This is a genomic window from Dermacoccus sp. MPR-E5 (assembly GCF_058809565.1).
The window spans coordinates 48372-63929 of record NZ_JBXASS010000015.1 but is presented as its reverse complement, the minus strand read 5'-3'; the positions used below and the strand labels follow the sequence as shown (position 1 = coordinate 63929).

General features: G+C 67.8%; 16 protein-coding genes. 7 read left to right on the top strand and 9 right to left on the bottom strand.

The genetic code is table 11. The features are described from left to right. Nucleotides 1-113 precede the first annotated feature (113 nt). The 3 genes from AC1RS9_RS11860 to AC1RS9_RS11850 all read right to left on the bottom strand — a co-directional run bounded on the left by AC1RS9_RS11860 (nt 114) and on the right by AC1RS9_RS11850 (nt 2842). Entirely contained in the window at nt 114-452 is a 339-nt protein-coding gene (locus AC1RS9_RS11860; protein ID WP_144693800.1) for a hypothetical protein, read from the bottom strand. Then, complete coding sequence (locus AC1RS9_RS11855) at nt 445-1677, bottom strand: ParB/RepB/Spo0J family partition protein (RefSeq protein WP_144693798.1); 1233 nt, start codon at nt 1675-1677, stop codon at nt 445-447. Before AC1RS9_RS11855 ends, AC1RS9_RS11860 begins: the two co-directional genes overlap by 8 nt. 103 nt (nt 1678-1780) lie before the next feature. Further along, complete coding sequence (locus AC1RS9_RS11850; RefSeq protein WP_390614069.1) at nt 1781-2842, bottom strand: ParA family protein; 1062 nt, start codon at nt 2840-2842, stop codon at nt 1781-1783. On the opposite strand from AC1RS9_RS11850, the gene AC1RS9_RS11845 reads away from it, so the two are divergent. Beyond that, on the top strand, nt 2732-3337 hold the full coding sequence (locus AC1RS9_RS11845) for a hypothetical protein (protein WP_390614067.1): 606 nt from the start codon (nt 2732-2734) through the stop codon (nt 3335-3337). The genes AC1RS9_RS11850 and AC1RS9_RS11845 overlap by 111 nt on opposite strands. 458 nt (nt 3338-3795) lie before the next feature. Here the strand turns inward: AC1RS9_RS11845 and rsmG are convergent, their stop codons facing one another. The 6 genes from rsmG to rpmH are packed head-to-tail and all read right to left on the bottom strand — an operon-like array spanning nt 3796 to nt 7263. After that, entirely contained in the window at nt 3796-4563 is a 768-nt protein-coding gene (gene rsmG / locus AC1RS9_RS11840; RefSeq protein WP_144693796.1) for a 16S rRNA (guanine(527)-N(7))-methyltransferase RsmG, read from the bottom strand. Between the two features lie 37 nt (nt 4564-4600). Further along, on the bottom strand, nt 4601-5098 hold the full coding sequence (locus tag AC1RS9_RS11835) for a Jag family protein (RefSeq protein ID WP_006944720.1): 498 nt from the start codon (nt 5096-5098) through the stop codon (nt 4601-4603). A gap of 13 nt (nt 5099-5111) precedes the next feature. Continuing rightward, entirely contained in the window at nt 5112-6275 is a 1164-nt protein-coding gene (gene yidC / locus AC1RS9_RS11830) for a membrane protein insertase YidC (RefSeq protein ID WP_144693794.1), read from the bottom strand. A gap of 58 nt (nt 6276-6333) precedes the next feature. Continuing rightward, the gene (gene yidD, locus AC1RS9_RS11825) at nt 6334-6663 is read right to left on the bottom strand and encodes a membrane protein insertion efficiency factor YidD (protein ID WP_260852896.1); all 330 of its coding nucleotides are present in this window, start codon (nt 6661-6663) and stop codon (nt 6334-6336) included. Then, complete coding sequence (gene rnpA, locus AC1RS9_RS11820) at nt 6660-7106, bottom strand: ribonuclease P protein component (protein WP_144693792.1); 447 nt, start codon at nt 7104-7106, stop codon at nt 6660-6662. The genes yidD and rnpA overlap by 4 nt, the downstream gene beginning before the upstream one ends. A 19-nt stretch (nt 7107-7125) precedes the next feature. Then, a complete protein-coding gene (gene rpmH / locus AC1RS9_RS11815) occupies nt 7126-7263 on the bottom strand; it encodes a 50S ribosomal protein L34 (protein WP_006944663.1) in 138 nt (45 codons plus the stop codon). Nucleotides 7264-7822: 559 nt separating this feature from the next. Here rpmH and dnaA point away from each other — a divergent pair. From dnaA to AC1RS9_RS11785, 6 genes are all read left to right on the top strand, one after another. Further along, entirely contained in the window at nt 7823-9328 is a 1506-nt protein-coding gene (gene dnaA, locus AC1RS9_RS11810; protein ID WP_062256879.1) for a chromosomal replication initiator protein DnaA, read from the top strand. Nucleotides 9329-9390: 62 nt separating this feature from the next. Then, nucleotides 9391-10437 carry a Bcr/CflA family efflux MFS transporter gene (locus AC1RS9_RS11805; RefSeq protein ID WP_354944831.1) on the top strand — a complete coding sequence of 349 codons (1047 nt, stop codon included), beginning with the start codon at nt 9391-9393 and terminating at the stop codon, nt 10435-10437. A 762-nt stretch (nt 10438-11199) separates the two neighbouring features. Continuing rightward, entirely contained in the window at nt 11200-12330 is a 1131-nt protein-coding gene (dnaN, locus tag AC1RS9_RS11800; protein WP_492921602.1) for a DNA polymerase III subunit beta, read from the top strand. Between the two features lie 121 nt (nt 12331-12451). Further along, nucleotides 12452-13444 (top strand): phosphogluconate dehydrogenase (NAD(+)-dependent, decarboxylating), encoded by a 993-nt coding sequence (gnd, locus tag AC1RS9_RS11795; RefSeq protein WP_038566270.1) that lies wholly within the window; start codon nt 12452-12454, stop codon nt 13442-13444. Between the two features lie 61 nt (nt 13445-13505). Further along, the gene (gene recF / locus AC1RS9_RS11790; protein ID WP_239303947.1) at nt 13506-14828 is read left to right on the top strand and encodes a DNA replication/repair protein RecF; all 1323 of its coding nucleotides are present in this window, start codon (nt 13506-13508) and stop codon (nt 14826-14828) included. Then, nucleotides 14821-15423 carry a DciA family protein gene (locus tag AC1RS9_RS11785; RefSeq protein WP_338811810.1) on the top strand — a complete coding sequence of 201 codons (603 nt, stop codon included), beginning with the start codon at nt 14821-14823 and terminating at the stop codon, nt 15421-15423. Before recF ends, AC1RS9_RS11785 begins: the two co-directional genes overlap by 8 nt. Nucleotides 15424-15558 lie beyond the last annotated feature (135 nt).

The following is a 15558-nucleotide window of genomic DNA, read 5'->3' as shown; positions in this document are numbered from 1 at the left end:
GCCCACCAGACATGGTGGGCCGGGGCTTTTCGTCTCTACCCCCGTGCTGCCCTCCCCTTGCGCCCAGATGCACCCGGGTGCACTTGGACGCAAGGGGGGCGGCCGTCAGTGGTTCAGCGGTTCTTGTCGAACTCTCGCTTGATGGCCGCCCCGCAGATGCCGAGGACGACGAGGCCCAGCACCGCCATGCCCCAGTCGCCGTGCATGACGTCGCCGATGACGAAGTAGACGAAGATCAGCGCGAAGAGGCAGAAGATGACGAGCTGCGGCGTCGCTGTGCGGCCCCGACGGCGGTCGATGGCGTTGTCGCTCAGCGGATCCGTGCCGTCGATCAGCGGAGCGTCGGTGATGTCGGAACGCGTCAGATGCCCGTCCTGCGTCTGCGCCGTGGCCGAGCTGCCGTCAGAATGATCGACCTCAGGAGCCTCATCCGGGTCGAGACGCTCAGCCACGTTCGATCCCGAGAGCGTCCATGATGCGGTTGAGGTCATCGACGGAGGCGAACTCGACGGTGAGCTTTCCCTTGTTCTTGCCCATCGTGATGCCGACGCGGGTGTCGAGCTTGTCGGCGAGGTTGCTGGCCCAGTGGTCGAGGTCCGGGTTGGTTTCACGTGGAACAGCGCTCTTGCGCGGCTTCGTGTCGTCACCGAGCGCGATGATCTCCTCCGTGGCACGCACGGACAGCCCCTCGGCGACGATGCGCTGCGCGAGCCGCTCCATCGCGGCGGGGTCACTCATGCCGAGCAGGGCACGGGCGTGGCCGGCGCTCAGGACGCCTGCGGCGACGCGACGCTGCACCACCGGCGGCAGCTTGAGCAGGCGGATCGTGTTGGAGATCTGCGGGCGGCTGCGGCCGATCTTCGTGGCGAGCTCGTCGTGCGTGCAGCCGAAGTCCTCGAGCAACTGCGCGTAGGCTGCCGCCTCTTCGAGGGGGTTGAGCTGGCTGCGGTGCAGGTTCTCGAGCAGGGCATCACGCAGCAGATCCTCGTCCGTGGTCGAGCGGACAATGGCCGGCACGGTCGCGAGACCGGCCTCCTGGGAGGCGCGCCACCGCCGCTCGCCCATGATGAGTTCGTACGGCGTCTGCGCGTGCTCCGGGTCGCTCTCGGGCACGGGCCGCACGACGATGGGCTGCAGCACGCCGATCTCGCCGATCGAATGGACGAGTTCGGCCATGTGTTCCTCGTCGAACACCGAGCGCGGCTGCTTGGGGTTCGGGCGGATGAGCGACTGCGGGATCTCCGCGAACGAGGCGCCGGGCACGGGCGCGAGGTTCGACGCGGCACCACTCTCGCCGGCCGCCCCATCACGCTGCGCCGGCTGCGCTTCGAGCTTGGCCACCTCTGTTTCACGTGAAACGCTCGGCGCCTGCCCCGCGGGCTGCGTGACGGCGGCCGCGGCGGCGGCGAGGTCGTCGTGACGTCGATGGGTCGTGGCGCGCGACTCGGTTCGGGGTTCGGTGCCGCGCGGCGCCTGGTGCGACGGGCGCGGCGTCAGGGCCTCGCTGAAGCGGCTCGCACGGGCCTCAGGGGCGCCGGATTCGTCGCCGTCCTGCGCACGCGAGGCCTTGGAGTCGGTGAAGAAGACGTCCGTCGGGCGCGTCACCCGCGTCGGTTCGGTCGTGTTGGGAATGAGCGCACCCAGGCCACGGCCGAGTCCACGTCGCTTGTCGTTCATCGAGGTCCACTTCCTACACGGTGGGTCAGGCGGGATGAGTATGAGAAGGCTGCGGACGACGTCGCAGCATGACGGCGATGGCCGTCGGTCGTCGCGGCGTCGGTCATCGTCCGATGCGCCCCGACGGCTCGGGCACGCTCGCACCGCGCAGGGCGATCTCCCGTGCCGCGTCGCGATAACTCGTCGCGCCGGTGCTCGTCGGGTCGTACGTCATGACGGTCTCGCCATGGCTCGGCGCCTCCGAGATGCGCACCGATCGCGGCACGAGCGCGCCGAGCACCTGCTCGGGGAAGTGCGCGCGCACCTCGTCCGCAACCTGCGCGGAGAGGTTGGTGCGCCCGTCGTACATGGTGAGCAGGATGGTCGAGACGTGCAGCCCGGGGTTGAGGTGCATCTTGATCATCTCGATGTTCTTGAGCAGCTGGCTCAGCCCCTCGAGCGCGTAGTACTCGCACTGGATCGGGATGAACACCTCGTCGGCGGCGACGAACGCGTTGACGGTGAGCAGCCCCAGGCTCGGAGGGCAGTCGATGAAGACGTAGTCGAAGCGCTCGTCCGGGGTCGAATCCGCCAGTTGCGCGTTGATCGCGCGGTGCAGACGGGATTCGCGAGCCACCAGCGAGACGAGCTCGATCTCCGCTCCGGCGAGGTCGATCGTCGCGGGCGCACACCACAGGCCGGGGATGTCGGGGCACTGCGCCATGACCTCGTCGATCGGCGTTCCCTCGACGATGACGTCGTAGACGCTCGGCACGTCGGAGTGATGTTCGATGCCGAGCGCGGTCGAGGCGTTGCCCTGCGGGTCGATGTCGATGACGAGCACCTTGAGACCCGCTTGCGCGAGCGCCGCCGCGACGTTGACGGTCGTCGTCGTCTTGCCCACGCCACCCTTCTGGTTCGCGACGGTGAGCACCCGCGGATGGGTCGGGCGAGGCAACTGCTCGACGCTCGTGAAGCTCACGCGAGCCGGCCTGGGCTCGGCTGACGGTGCCTCGGGTTCGGCGTGGAGCACATCGCGTCGTCCTTCGTCGTCCATGGGGTGCTGTGGGTCGTCGTGATCTGTCATGCCTTGCCAGTCGGTGTCCGTCGCGCGTTCGAAGCTGGGGACGCGGGGGCGGGCATGGCGGCGAGCGCGCCGCGACGGCAGGGGCGAGCGCGCAGCCAGGGCGGGATCAGCCTCGACGCTCTGCGACTGCGGAGCGTCTGTGGCCTCGGACTCGGCATGATGACGCGGCACGTACCCCGCGCTCTGTGCAGAATTGCGGTGCGACACATCGTCTTGTGCCGCAGTGCCCTCGGGCACCTCGGCCGTGCCCTGATCTGTCGATGCCTCGTCGACGACGGGATCGGTCAACGTCACCGTCGTGGCGGCATCCCCCACACCTTCGCCATCGGAGACGGCGACCTCGGCCTTCGTGTCAGCGGCACTAGAGTCAGCACGGTCGTCATCGCCCCGGGCGTCGGTTGGGGTGGCGGCCTCGACGCCATCGACCGACTCGGTTCCATCCGCGTCACGCGGCGCGGGAGCCGTCGGGGTCGTTGTTTCACGGGGAACAATCGCCCCGCCGAGCAGGATGTCGTAACCGAGCGCAGCTCGCACGTCAGAGACGGCATCGCCGGCTGGCGCGGCATCCTCGCCATCCTGCATCTCGCGAGGTGAGGGTTCCGATTCCCTCATGGGTGCGGCGTCCTGGCCAGCGGCCGACGGCTCAGCGACCTCGTCAGCGGCATCCGTCGTGCGCTGGCCGGTTACCCCCGAGACCTGCGGATCCATCATCGGCTGAGGTGTTTCACGTGAAACGTCAGCACCGATCGGGCCGTCAGCCTGCTCCGTGACGACCGCATCGACACCGAGGCTCTCTGCCGCTGCGGTGGAGAAACCCTGCCATCCGACGGGCTCTGGGCTCGGGCCCGTGTGCGCGACGCCAGGCCTGTGGGTGGGCCAGCCGACTGGGGCAGTGGATGTCACCGGTTCTCCTCGGATTCGCGTTGACGGCAAGACCCCATTGTGTCACCTGTGGCGCAGGGGGCGAACGCGGCTGTCCCCAGGCCTGACGTTGCCGTCACACCTGGGGACAGGGAATCACGTGGGGTGGCGCACCGGCACCGGAGAGAAGCTCAGGCGCGCCGATCCGGACGGCGGGACGGCTTCTGCTTGGTCTTGTCGATCGTGCCGGCCTGCTTGCGCGTGAGTTGCGGCGCGACGCCGTCGACGGTGAGCCGGACGGTCACCGTCGGTGGCTCGACGGTGCCCTCGCCCCACGTCTCCACCTCAGCCGTGCGAACACGCAACCGGCGCAGTACGGCCTCGTCCTCGTCACGCTCTTCGGCGGCACTCGAGCCCTTGAGGACGAACATCTCGCCGCCCCGGCTCACGAGCGGCAACGACCAGCGCGCCAGTTCCCCGATGCGCGCGACGGCACGTGACGTCACGACGTCGAACGTGCGCTGCCCCCACAACTCGTCCGCGCGGGCGCGCACCACCTCGACGTTCGGCAGGTCGAGTTCTTCGACGACGTCGGCCAGCCACGTCGTCCGTCGAAGCAGAGGTTCGACGAGCGTCATCGTGAGGTCGGGGCGGGCAATGGCGAGGACGAGGCCGGGCAGCCCGGCGCCGGCACCGATGTCGGCGACGTGAGACCCCCGGGCGATTCCAGGGTGGACGACGGCGCAGTTGAGGACGTGCCGTTCCCACATGCGCGGCACCTCACGCGGGCCCATGAGCCCGTGGCTGACGCCGGTGTCGCACAGGACGTCGACGTAGCGCGTCATGAGCGGCAGCTGGTCAGCCAGGAAGGCCGCTGCCGTGTCGGGTGCCGGAGGCGGCGAAGACGCCTGCGGGGCCGCAGGCGTCTTCGCGTCGTGCTCGTGAGCGGGCTGCGTCATGCTGCCGTCTCACGCTCGAGTTTCACGTGAAACACGATCATTCGGGCAGCACCACGACGTAGCGGTTCGGCTCGGCGCCCTCGGATTCCGACGTCAGCCCTGCGGCGAGCACCACATCGTGCACGACCTTCCGCTCGAACGCGGTCATCGGCTCCATCTCGACCTTGGCGCCAGTCTTCTTCGCTTCCGCGACGGCGTCAGCAGCCTTCGACTCGAGAGCGCTTCGTCGCTCAGCACGATGGCCGGCGATGTCGAGCATCGCGCGGCTGCGCTCGCCCGTCTCAGCCTGGACGGCGAGACGCATGAGTTCCTGCAGGGCGTCGAGCGTCTTGCCGCCGGAGCCGACGAGGGAGCGCGGCACCTGGCCTTCCTCGGAGTCGACGATGGAGACGGCCGCGCGGCCTCCCTCGACCTCGACGTCGATGTCGCCGTCGAGGTCGGCGATGTCGAGTAGCTTCTCGAGGAAGTCCGCCGCGATCTCACCCTCGCGCTCGAGGTTGGTGACGCCAGAGCGTCCCGGTGCCTGTTCGGTCATGATGACGTCCCTCTCACTTCTTGCGCTTCGAGCGCGGCGTGTTCTTCTTCGGCTGGTTGCGCGGCCCGGTCTGCGGCGCCTTGGTGGCCCGGCCGTTCTCGCGCATCGGGTTCGTCGCCGCGGGTGTCTCGACGACGCTCGACTCGACGACGTCGTCACTCGCAGCCGCCTTCTTCTTCGACATGGAGACCTTCGACGCGCCGGCGGGGCGTGCACCCGTCTTGACGCCCTGCTGTTCGCGGGCCTGTTCTTGCGCCTTCTCCATGGCCTGGGCGAAGCGGCCCTTCGGCTTGCCCTCATTGGCCTTGCGCAGATCGTCCATCGTGACGGTCTTGTGCTCGCGCCCCTTGGCGCGGTTGCGCTCCTCGAGCTTCTTCTCGGCGGCCGATCCGGGCGTCGGCATGCGGTGGATGACGAACCACTGCTGGCCCATCGTCCACACGTTCGTGACGAACCAGTAGATGAGGACACCGATCGGGAAGTTCACACCGGAGATCGCGAAGAAGATCGGCATCAGGTAGATGATGATCTGCTGCTGCTTCGCCATCGGCCCCTCGAGTGCGGCCTTCGGCATGTTGCGTCGCATCAGCTGGTGCTGGGTGATGAACGACGTCGCCGACATGAGGACGATGAGCAGGATGGCGACCCACTTGGCCGATCCCCAGCCGTACGTGCCCATGAAGGTGTCGGACAGCTTCGCGCCGAACAGCTTCGAGCTCTCTGCCTGGCCGGCGAGCGACTTCGTGAGGAAGCCGATCTCATCGTGACGCCCGTCGGCGATCTTGCTCAGGTTGTTGAGCACCCGGAACAGCGCGAAGAAGAACGGCGCCTGGAGCAGGATCGGCAGGCACGAGCCGAGCGGGTTGGTACCGGTGGTCCGGTACAGCTCCATCATCTCTTCCTGCTGCTTGGCGCGGGACTCAGGATCCTTCTTGCCCTTGTACTTGGCCTGGATCTTCTGCATCTCTGGCTGCACGAGCTGCATGCGACGCGACGCGTGGATCTGCTTGACGAACAGTGGGATCAGCAGGATGCGCAGCACGATGACGAGGCCGGCGATGGACAGCGCCCACGTCCAGCCGGACGCCTCGGGCAGGCCGACGAGCGAGAAGAGCTTGTGCCAGCCGACCATGATGGCGGCGACGAACCACTCGAGTGGATAGAGCAGGGTGTCCATCAATCATCCTTCGCAATGATGTGGGCGTGAGTCGACGCCGCTCGCGGACGAGCAGGCGTCAGGAGGTCTTCTTCTGAGGAACGTGGTCGACCCCGCCGGGGTTCCACGGATGGCAACGGCCGAGCCGCTTGAGCGTGAGCCAGGTGCCCTTGATCGGGCCGAATCGCTGCAGGGCCGTGAGGCCGTACGTCGAGCACGACGGGTAGAACCGGCACGTGGCAGGCAACGCCGGGGAGATCCACCGACGGTAGAAACGGACGACCACGAGCAGCGGCCATACGACGACGCGGCGCCAGCCGTGCTGTTCGTCCGGCACCGGTGTGGCTGACGCGGCGTGGTCGACGGGCACATCATCGCCGGCCGGCGCTCGAGGCACCCCAGCACTCATCGTCGAACCCTCGACGCGTCCTGATGCGACCGACCCGATGTTTCACGTGAATCCGTTTCACGTGAAACATCGGGTCGCTGTCGACGCGTCGCCTTGGCGAGCATCCGATCGAACTCCCTCGCGACGTCGTGGCTCGAGGCGCCGGCGATCGCCGGGTTCGCGCGCACGACGATGTCGAGCCCGGGATCGATCTCGCTCAACGCGTCCCGGGCGACGTGCCGCAGCACGCGTTTGGCCCGCGAACGCACGACGGCGTTGCCCACGGCCTTTGAAACGACGAAACCGACGCGCGGCCCCACCCGATCCTCGGGTGAGAGGCCGAACGCGTCGGCGTCGATCACATGAACGGCGAGCAGCGAGCCACCCGCGCGCCCTGCACGTCGATCCCGCAGGACGGCGCGGTACTGCCCTGCGTCACGAATGCGATGCTGAGCAGGGAGCACGGCCGGTCGTGGGCCGAACTCAGGCGGAAAGCTGCTTGCGACCCTTGGCGCGGCGGTTCGCCAGGATGGCGCGGCCGGCGCGGGTGCGCATGCGCAGACGGAAGCCGTGCGTCTTGGCGCGGCGACGGTTGTTGGGCTGGAAGGTGCGCTTGCTCACGTCGAACTCCATTGGGGAAGGGCGAACGCTCGCGCGCCGCCGTCGTGCTGATGGTCAGGGTTGTCGCGCCACCCGCACGTGACGGGCTCCAGGCTCTTCGAACCTTCGGCATCCCACTCCTGCAGCACCGGCAATGGCGGCCCACAGGGCCTGCCCATCGGCGAAAATACCTTGGAACGGCACGCATCGAGGCGGTGGATCACCGTCATCGGGGCGCAGACAATCGTCATCTAGCTTACGCATGCGGGGCCAACAGGGTCAAAACGTCCGAACCTCCACTCCATACCTAACAGCGCGCGCACGCGAATAACACATCTGTGATTCACACGTCGCTGCACAAATCCAGTCGACACGCCGTTAGCCTGGCGAGAAAACGACATTCCCCTCATCTGGCGCCACACCGCCCGACGAGCCCCACGACACACCGTGCACAGGCTGTGGATAACTCTGTGGATATGGGGCCTACTATGGGGAGACGCCAAGCCCGCCTCGTCGCCATCACGGCCTCGAGCACCAACGACCGACCGGCTGCGACCCCCGCAGCGCCAGGAGGAGCCACGTGACCACCGACGAACCCGTCGACTACGAGCGCACCTGGCACGCCGCGTTGGAGGACATGGACAAGCACGGCATCGGCTCGCGTGATCGCGCCTACCTCAACCTGACGCGCTTCGTCGGGCTGCTCGGTGACAACGTGCTGCTGTCCGTGCCCTTCGACCAGACGAAGCGAATGCTCGAGGGGCCGCTGCGCGAACCGGTGGCGAAGGCGCTGTCGGATCAGCTCGGCCAGCAGGTGCGCGTCGCCATCAGCGTGGACGAGAGTCTCCAGGCAGCGGTGCGCGACCTCGACGACGAGGGTGACGCGTCCGACGAGAACACCTCTGCAGCAACCGAATCCGGTGATGGAACGCTCGGGTTCACCGTACCCGGCCAGGGCGCACCCAGGCCGACGAAGGCCGACCCGGGCGTCGTCCTGCCGCCTCGTTCGACGGGCTATCAGCGCGATGCCGCTGCCGCTCCGAGCGACACCGAGGCCCCGCGCCTCAACCCCAAGTACACGTTCGACACGTTCGTCATCGGTGAGAGCAACCGGTTCGCGCACGCCGCCGCCATCGCCATCGCCGAGGAGCCGGGCCAGGCCTACAACCCCCTGTTCATCCACGGCGACTCGGGGCTCGGCAAGACCCACCTGCTGCACGCGATCGGTCACTACGTGCACGACTACCACCCGAAGCTGCGGGTGCGATACGTCAGCTCCGAGGAGTTCACGAACGACTTCGTCAACTCGATCCGTGACGACCGCGCCGCGACGTTCCAGCGCCGCTACCGCGACGACGTCGACGTCCTGCTCATCGACGACATCCAGTTCCTGCAGGGCAAGGAGCAGACGCAGGAGGAGTTCTTCCACACCTTCAATGCGCTGCACTCCACCGGCAAGCAGATCGTGCTGACCTCGGATCAGCCGCCGGAGAAGCTGACGACGTTCGCCGACCGCATGCGCAGCCGCTTCAAGTCGGGCCTGACGACGGACGTCCACCCGCCCGAGCTGGAGACGCGCATCGCGATCCTGCGCAAGAAGGCCAACGCCGAGCGCATGGACATCGGCGATGACGTGCTCGAGCTCATCGCCTCGAAGATCTCGACGAACATCCGTGAGCTCGAGGGCGCGCTCATCCGTGTCGCCGCTTATGCGTCGCTGCAGAAGGAACCGGTCGACCGGGCGAAGGCCGCGTTCGTCCTCAAGGACGTCGTGCCGAGCGAGACGGGGCAGATCACCGTCGGCCACATCATCGCCGAGACGGCCGTCTACTTCGGGGTGACGGTCGACGACATCAAGGGGCCGTCGCGCTCACGCAACCTGACGATGGCGCGTCAGATCGCCATGTACCTGTCGCGTGAGCTGACGGAGCACTCATTCCCACAGCTCGGACAGCACTTCGGTGGGCGCGACCACACGACCGTCATGCACGCGGAGAAGAAGATCCGCCAGCTCATCGGTGAGCGTCGCCCCGTGTACGACCAGATCACGGAGCTGACGACGCAGATCCGCCGTCGCAGTCACTGACTCCACGGCACATCGGCGTGATCGGCGTCACTGTAGGCGCCTGACGCTGAGACAATGCGCGGATGACAACGCACCGCGCCCCGCATGCTGCTCCCCTTGACGCAGCCACATCAGGGACGCGTCGTGCCGGCGCCGTCCTCACGCTCGTGCTGGCCGGGCTGTCTATGTTCGGCCCCTTCAACGTCGACGCGCCCCTGCCCGCGTTCGCCCGCATGGGCGCCGAGTTTCACGTGGAACCGGCCGCGATGCAGCAGGTGGTCAGCGTCTACCTGTTGTCGTTCGCCGTCATGAGCCTGTTCCACGGGCCGGTGTCGGACGCGGTGGGTCGCAAACCCGTCATGACGGTGGGGATCGGTGTCTATGTCCTCGCCTCCGTCGGCTGCGCCCTGGCGCCGTCTCTGCCACTGCTGCTCGTCTTCCGCGCGTTCCAGGGGTTCGCGGCCGGGGCGGGTCAGATCATCGCGCGTGCGGTGATCCGCGACCTCTTCTCCGGCCCCGAGGCACAACGCCTGATGAGCCAGGTGTCGATGATCTTCGGACTCGCGCCGGCCTTCGCGCCGATCCTGGGCGGTGCCTTGCTGACGGTGGGCGACTGGCGCTCGATCTTCTGGTTCCTCACCGCGTTCGGTGTGGTCATGACCATCTGCGTGAACAGGTTCCTGCCCGAGACACTTCCCGTGGAACAACGCTCGTCCCTCGCACTCGGGCCCATCGTGAGCGCTCTCCTGGCGGCACTGCGCAGCGGTCGGTTCCTACGCATCGCGCTGGCCGCGTCGCTCGCGTTCGCAGGACAGTTCTTGTTCATCTCGAACGCGCCTCTCTTCCTCGGAGGGCTACTCGGGCTTGGCGAGAACGACTACTGGATGTTCTTCGTGCCGATGGTGGTGTGCATGATCGCGGGCTCCTGGCTGAGCGCGCGGGCAGCCGGGCACCTCAGCGCCGCCCGTCAGGCGTCGTACGGCCTGCTGTTCGCCCTCGCCTCAGCCACGGTCGGCGTCGTCATCGCACTGCAGCCGTGGGGCAGCGACGTCCCGTGGGCGCTCGCCGCCTTCTGCTGCGTCGCATCGGGCGCGTTGCTCTGGGCCGCCCACGTGGCGGCGCGTCGATGAGTGCGTGAGTGAACGGCGGGCCAACGCCCGACAGCTGCCAAACTGCCGTTCGGCGGCTCGCAGGTGCCACCCACATGGTTGTCCACAGAATCTGGGGAAAACCATGTGGGCACGGTGTGGGTCGCGGACGGCCCGCGAACATCCGAAGGTCAACGAACCCCGGAATGGCGCTCATCCACACCTGTGGACAACGCTGTGGAAATGTGGATGACATGGATGTAGTTCAGGTCTGGTCCACGGCGGACGCTCAGCCAGCATCGAGTGACTCACCCCTCATCCACGGGGTTATCCACAGTTTCTGGGGATGAAGCAGTGGAAAACCCGTCCGATCAGGGGAAAACCCACACCGCAACGACAGCCGCTTGTGGATGAAGATTTTCTCTCCACAACCGGCTGTCACCGTCCACAGCACCGATCCCCACGTCACCCACACCCGAGATCCCAGTGCTGACGAGGGCGAACAGGGGTTTTCCCCACCATCCACACCCCCTATGACGACGACCAACATCTTCACCATGGCGAGAAAGCGCCCCACGTATCCACACCGCACCCCACTGCCGACGAGCCGGCAACGTCCCCCGTCAGCACCCCTCGTCGTCTCTTGGGCCAGGCCGACGACCTGAGCTAGGCTCACGAGCGCACAGCTGTGCCTGTGGCATCGACGCGGAGTTCGTTCGCAGCAGAAAGCCACCCCGCGCGTGACGAGACATCGCACGAGGGTCACAGCTCGCCTGCGACGACGAACGATGAGGGACGGTGGACGTGAAGCTCCGGGTTGAACGCGATGTGTTGGCCGAAGCGGTGGCCTGGGCAGTGCGCGGTCTGTCGCAGCGCCCGCCCGTCCCCGTGCTCGCGGGTGTCCTGCTCGAGGCGAGCCCCGAGGGTCTGACGCTGTCCGCGTTCGACTACGAGGTCTCCGCGAAGGTGACGGTCGACGCCGACGTTGAAGAGGCGGGCACCGTCCTCGTCCTGGGCCGCCTGCTCGCCGACATCACGAAGAGTCTGCCGCACAAGCCGATCGAACTGGTCAGCGAGGGCTCGAAGGTGCAGGTCACGTGCGGCAGCGCGAAGTTCAGCCTCCAGAGCATGCCGACGGGCGAGTACCCGACGCTGCCCGCCAACCCCGATCCGACGGGCGTCATCGCTGGGGACGTCTTCACGCAGGCCGTCGCGCAGGTCAGCGTCGCGGCCGACCGCGGCGACACCCTGCCGATCCTCACCGGTGTGCGCGTCGAGGTCGTCGGCAACAAGCTGACGCTGCTCGCGACGGACCGCTACCGCCTCGCGATGCGCGAGGTCATGTGGAACGCCGGAGACGAGGGCGCCGAGTACGCGGCGCTCGTGCCCGCGCGCACCCTCGACTCGCTTGCCAAGTCCCTCGGTGCCGCCGGCAACGTCTCGCTCTCCCTGAGCGGCGCGTCGACGGGTTCCGGTCTCGCCGGTTTCGAGGCCGGCCAGCGTCGCATGACGACGCGTCTGCTCGACGGCGACTACCCCAAGGTGACGAGCCTGTTCCCGACGAGCGTCGACACGACGGCGATCGTCGAGACGGCGCAGCTCGCCGAGGCGTGCAAGCGCGTCTCCCTCGTCGCTGAGCGCAACATGCCCGTCCGTCTGCGGTTCGCCGAGGATTCGGTGCGCATCGAGGCCGGCACGGGCGAGGACGCGCAGGCGTCGGAGACGTTCGAAGCGAAGATCGACGGCCCCGAGCTCGAGATCGCGTTCAGCCCCCAGTTCCTGCTCGACGGGCTCGGCGTCGTCGGCACGAAGTACGTCCGCCTCGGCTTCACCCAGCCGACGCGTCCGGCTGTCCTGTCCGGTCAGGACGAGATCGACGGTGACGCCGACGACAGCTATCGCTACCTCATCATGCCGGTGCGTTTCGCGAACTGACGGCCGTTCGGACAGCGTTCGCGCCCCTGCCCGGACGGGCGTAGCGTGAACCCTGAGTTTTCGTGATGCGCGCGTTCCAGACGTGCGTGTCGGACATGCAACGTCACGAAGGAGAAGACCCATGCAGCTTGGTTTGATCGGTCTCGGCAAGATGGGCGGCAACATGCGCGATCGCATGAAGGCTGCGGGCATCGAGGTCATCGGCTACGACACGAATCGCGAGATCAGCGACGTCGCGGACCTCGCCGAACTCGTCGAGAAGCTCGACGCACCGCGCAACATCTGGGTCATGGTGCCGGCCGGCAAGATCACCGACTCCGTCATGTCCGAGCTGCAGGGCCTGCTCGCCGAGGGCGACCTCGTCATCGACGGTGGCAACAGCAAGTGGTCCGACGACCAGGGCCACGCCGAGCAGTTCGCCAAGACGGGCGTGCACTTCATGGACTGCGGTGTCTCCGGCGGCATCTGGGGCAAGGAGAACGGCTACGGCCTCATGTGCGGCGGTGACGACGCCGACGTCGAGCGCATGATGCCGGTCTTCGACGCACTGCGCCCGGAGGGCCCCCGCGAGGAGGGTTTCGTCCACGCCGGTGAGGTCGGCGCCGGTCACTACGCCAAGATGGTCCACAACGGCATCGAGTACGGCCTCATGCACGCCTACGCCGAGGGCTGGGAGCTGCTCGAGGCGAAGGACATCGTCACCGACGTCCACGGCTGCTTCAAGGCCTGGACGCGCGGCACCGTCGTGCGTTCCTGGCTGCTCGACCTCATGGTGAAGGCGCTCGAGGAGACGCCGCACCTCGAGGGCGTCTCCGAGTACTCGACCGACTCCGGTGAGGGTCGCTGGACGCTCGAGGAGGCCATCGCGAACGCCGTCCCGATGCCGGTGCTCGCCGCCGCGCTGTTCGGCCGTTTCGCCTCGCGCCAGGAGAACAGCCCGCAGATGCAGGCGGTCGCCGCACTGCGCGGTCAGTTCGGCGGGCACGAGGTCATGCAGTTCGGTCGCGAGCCGTGGCGCGCCGCGAAGGAAGGCCAGGCCGAGGTCTCCGGCGCCGCCGAGCCGAAGAAGGACGCGGGCGCCGCGCGCCCAGGCGCTGCCCCCAACGAGCACTGATCGGCGTTCGCTGATCTGACGATTCGACCCCAGGGCATCCGAGCCACCGACCGAAAGCGCTGTGAGACTCCGCCATCTGTCGCTGCGTGACTTCCGCTCCTACACGGAGGCGGAAGTCGAGCTCGCTGACGGAGTGACCACATTCGTGGGCCTCAACGGCCAGGGCAAGACCAACCTGGTCGAAGCCGCCGGTTACCTCGCGACCCTGGGGTCGCATCGTGTCTCGACGGACGCTCCCCTCGTCCGCTTCGGAGCCGAGCGGGCCTTCGTGCGCGCGGCCGTCGTCCGTGATTCACGTGAAACAGTGCTCGAGCTCGAGATCATTCCGGGTAGGGCCAACCGGGCACGCATCGGACGCGCGGCCGCGGGGCGTCCCCGTGACATCCTCGGGACGCTGCGAACCGTGCTCTTCGCGCCGGAGGATCTCGCGCTCGTCAAGGGCGACCCCGGGGAACGTCGCCGATTTCTTGACGACCTCCTCGTCGCGCGTCAACCGCGCTGGGCCGGTGCTCGTTCGGACTACGACAAGATTCTCAAGCAGCGCAACGCCCTGTTGCGCTCCGCCCAATCGGCGCTCAAGAAGGGCGCGCGAGGCCCTCGCCTCTCGGCGGATGAAGAGGTTTCACGTGAAACAGCGCTCGACACGCTGGTCGAGTGGAACACGCACCTCGCGTCAGTCGGTTCTGCCCTCGTCTACGCCCGTCTACGGTTGCTGAAAGATCTGGCCCCCTACGTGGCCCAGGCGTACGACGAGGTGAGTGCCGGGCGTTCTGATGCGCGCCTCGCGTATGTGTCGTCACTGCCGGAGTCGACCGCGGCGCGCATCGCCTCGGGCGAGGTTCCGGAGCGCGACGAGCTCGAGAAGGCCTTTCATGAGGCGTTCGAGCTCCAGCGGACCCGCGAGATCGAACGTGGTGTCACCCTCGTGGGGCCGCACCGGGACGACGTCACCCTGACGCTCGGAGACCTGCCCGCCAAGGGCTACGCGAGTCACGGTGAGTCGTGGTCGTTTGCGCTCGCCCTGCGCCTCGCGGCCTTCCACCTGCTGCGTCATGACCTCGGCACCGACCCCGTCCTCGTCCTCGACGACGTCTTCGCCGAACTCGACGCGGGGCGCCGCGAACGGCTGGCCGACATGGTGAGCGACGCCGAGCAGGTGCTCATCACCGCCGCCGTTGAGGAGGACGTTCCCGCGCGGCTTTCCGGCCAGGTCTTCCACGTGACGAAGGGCCACGTCGCGCCTCGAGGCGATGGATCCCTCGAGGAGGCGCCTGGCGGCGTGCAGCCGGCGGCTCACCCGGGTCTGCCCGAGGCCGAGGACGCCCCGGATGGGCCCGCCCGTGATGCGGACGACCGTGATGACGGTGACGCGGCCGATGAGTGAGACCAGCGGCATCGATGCGGGGGCACCGGACGATCAGGCCCCGGGCACTGGCACTGGCACCGATAGTGCCGGGGCGCCGGTCGAGTCGAACGCTGAGGACGAGCGCGCCGTCGCCGCGCGGTTGGCGCTCGCTCGGGCTCAGCGCAATGCCGCCGAGCGGGGTTTTCGTCCGGGCTCGCGTCCTGCGCCCCGGCGTTCCCGCTCGACGCAGAGCTTCACGCCGTCGTCGAATCGCGATGGACGCGACCCCCAACTCATCGACTCGACGATGAAACGCCTCCTGCTCGAGCGGGGGTGGAACGTCGACGTGGCAGCCGGGGCCGTCATGTCGCGGTGGGCCGATCTCGTCGGTGCGGGCGTGGCCGAGCACGCTCGGCCCCTCACGTTCGAGGACGGCGTGCTCACCGTGCGCGCGGAATCGACGGCCTGGGCCACGCAGCTGCAGCTGCTCACCGCATCCCTGCTGGCCTCCATCGCTGACGGCGTCGGTGAGGGCGTCGTCAACGAACTGCGGGTCGTTGGCCCGAGCGCCCCGAGCTGGGTGCGCGGCCCGCGTCGTGTCGCAGGACGCGGACCACGCGACACCTACGGCTGACGGCCGCGCCTGTTTCACGTGAAACCTTCCGGTTGCACCCGAAAGAGGAACCACGCACTCATTGGGAAAACGGCCTCAGACGGAGACGCCGCAAGTACGATCCCGCTTAGGGATCAGTGTCACAGCTTCCGACGA

Excerpts from the sequence above, each read along its gene's own strand:
- AC1RS9_RS11855 (WP_144693798.1), bottom strand. The coding sequence starts at position 1,677 with ATGAACGACAAGCGACGTGGACTCGGCCGTGGCCTGGGTGCGCTCATT.
- rsmG (WP_144693796.1), bottom strand. The coding sequence starts at position 4,563 with ATGACGCAGCCCGCTCACGAGCACGACGCGAAGACGCCTGCGGCCCCG.
- AC1RS9_RS11835 (WP_006944720.1), bottom strand. The coding sequence starts at position 5,098 with ATGACCGAACAGGCACCGGGACGCTCTGGCGTCACCAACCTCGAGCGC.
- yidC (WP_144693794.1), bottom strand. The coding sequence starts at position 6,275 with ATGGACACCCTGCTCTATCCACTCGAGTGGTTCGTCGCCGCCATCATG.
- yidD (WP_260852896.1), bottom strand. The coding sequence starts at position 6,663 with ATGAGTGCTGGGGTGCCTCGAGCGCCGGCCGGCGATGATGTGCCCGTC.
- AC1RS9_RS11805 (WP_354944831.1), top strand. The coding sequence starts at position 9,391 with ATGACAACGCACCGCGCCCCGCATGCTGCTCCCCTTGACGCAGCCACA.
- gnd (WP_038566270.1), top strand. The coding sequence starts at position 12,452 with ATGCAGCTTGGTTTGATCGGTCTCGGCAAGATGGGCGGCAACATGCGC.
- AC1RS9_RS11785 (WP_338811810.1), top strand. The coding sequence starts at position 14,821 with ATGAGTGAGACCAGCGGCATCGATGCGGGGGCACCGGACGATCAGGCC.